Consider the following 1,807-nt stretch of genomic DNA (forward strand, 5'->3'; position numbering starts at 1 on the left):
AGGATTGGAGTAACACAAGATGAACAGTTGGTCTGTTAACGAGACAGACACGAACGAGATCTACACGCGTAAGATCGTCGGCAGCGTCAGATGTGTATAAGAGACAGATATTAAAGCAAGGCCGATGCCTTGCTTTTTTATTGCCTGAAATTTACTGAACAAAGAAAAGCCCATCGAAATGGGCTGAATAACTGGAGAATAGCGCTGTTGAATCAGTGGAAAGATTAATTTATTTTTCTGCTCTTAAATAGAAGCAATCAGGCTTTTAAATGATCTTCAAATTCCTCGCCTAGTTGTAGTGCCAGAGCATTACCTGCCAGATCACAGGTCACCAGGCCATATTCTTTCTTGAAACTGAAACTGAAACCACGATCATCCGCCAGAGTGCGTACCGAATATCCCAATTTTTCTAACCATAGTCGAAATGCAATCAAATTTTTCGCTTTAACCACTTTTTTCACGAGATCACTCCTTCATCATTGTTAAATCTTAAATAAGGGTGAAAAATTATCTTTTAAAGGGCAAATGCCTTTATTTAAATTAATTTAAATGAATTTGTGTATATAGTGAACATCGGTTGATTAAGAAAAAATCAATTTAAACGCTAAGTAAATGATTTTTATCATATTGAATAGGTTGTAACTAAATATTAAGTTTTTATAAGCTATAAATTTGGATAATTAATTTTCTAATTCAATAGCTTATTAGTGAACCAGGTTATTTTCTAATTTTATCAACCGTATGAAATAGAAAATTTCAGATCTACAATGAGAAAATTAAAATCCAATCGACTTATTTATTAAAAGAATACCGGCTGCTGGTTTTCTGATCTTTAACCTCATTTGCATGCTTTATACTGTCTGAAATGTAATTCTAAAACTGAATACTCGTACCATGACTGAACTGACCATTGAACACTATGTGAATCAGAAAATTAAATTGATGCAACAGCAGGGACTTGAGCCGGTTGCTGTGATGTTGGGACATGAAGACTGGTTGAGCTTTAGTGTTCAGTCGAAAGTGACCTATACGCCTTTTGGCAGTGCCCGTCGTTATCAGCCTGCTTTAGGTGGCTTGCTACTGGTACGTATTGATGAAATGCAGGAGGGGCGTGTCGTTACTCAAGGTGAACTGGATACTTATGCACAAAGTAACCAGATTCTTTAACATTGCTTCATGCGACAGATACGTTGTCAGTTTTAGTGAATAGAATCCAAGAAACTAGTTACTGCTATCCTACATATCATCATTCGGGATCGACATGGCCAATGTCACTTTTAAAGTTGAACGACAGAACTAATGTCATGCTCTGAAAGCAGATATTTCATTTCTATTTTGGTTTAAAGTTTAATTTCGAATAATGCCCATTATATTAAATGGGTGCAAATGAGAGAGGGTATCTAAATCTCACTTGTTAAAAATAGACAGTATAGACAGTGAATCGTTCATGAAGTAAATGGTTAAATATCCTAATACTACAGCCATATCAGGATAATAATTCCTGCTGCCCAACGGTTTATAGGCCTTTCAACTAAGGTTTCTGCAAGAATTCTACAATCATCTATAATGTTTTGTGGGGTAAGCTTGATAACTAATAAAATACCTAAAGGTACAACAATAGATCTCTTGCGAAAGTAAAAAATTGTTTATACTAGCCCCATGAAATATGAAAATTTAACTCGATTTAATGATGGGGAATTTAAACGACTCGTTGGAGTTCCTCGTCCATTATTCTTAAAAATGGTATCGGTGTTACAACACGCTGAACTTGCCAAGAAAAAATCTGGAAGGCCGCATTCTTTGCTGT

General features: G+C 35.6%; 2 protein-coding genes and 1 pseudogene. 2 read left to right on the top strand and 1 reads right to left on the bottom strand.

Annotated elements, in window-relative coordinates:
• Positions 1-257 precede the first annotated feature (257 nt).
• Positions 258-461 carry a hypothetical protein gene (locus BFN00_RS00385; protein ID WP_004280022.1) on the bottom strand — a complete coding sequence of 68 codons (204 nt, stop codon included), beginning with the start codon at positions 459-461 and terminating at the stop codon, positions 258-260.
• Positions 462-894: 433 nt separating this feature from the next.
• Between BFN00_RS00385 and BFN00_RS00390 the strand changes: the two genes are divergently transcribed.
• The gene (locus BFN00_RS00390; protein ID WP_071850127.1) at positions 895-1,167 is read left to right on the top strand and encodes a hypothetical protein; all 273 of its coding nucleotides are present in this window, start codon (positions 895-897) and stop codon (positions 1,165-1,167) included.
• Between the two features lie 492 nt (positions 1,168-1,659).
• Positions 1,660-1,807: pseudogene (locus BFN00_RS16035) on the top strand (IS5/IS1182 family transposase); the annotation flags it as partial.

The organism is Acinetobacter sp. AR2-3 (assembly GCF_001878775.1).
In the GTDB taxonomy this organism is placed as follows: domain Bacteria; phylum Pseudomonadota; class Gammaproteobacteria; order Pseudomonadales; family Moraxellaceae; genus Acinetobacter; species Acinetobacter lwoffii_D.

Coding starts and splice junctions, on each gene's coding strand:
- BFN00_RS00390 (WP_071850127.1), top strand. CDS start 895: ATGACTGAACTGACCATTGAACACTATGTGAATCAGAAAATTAAATTG.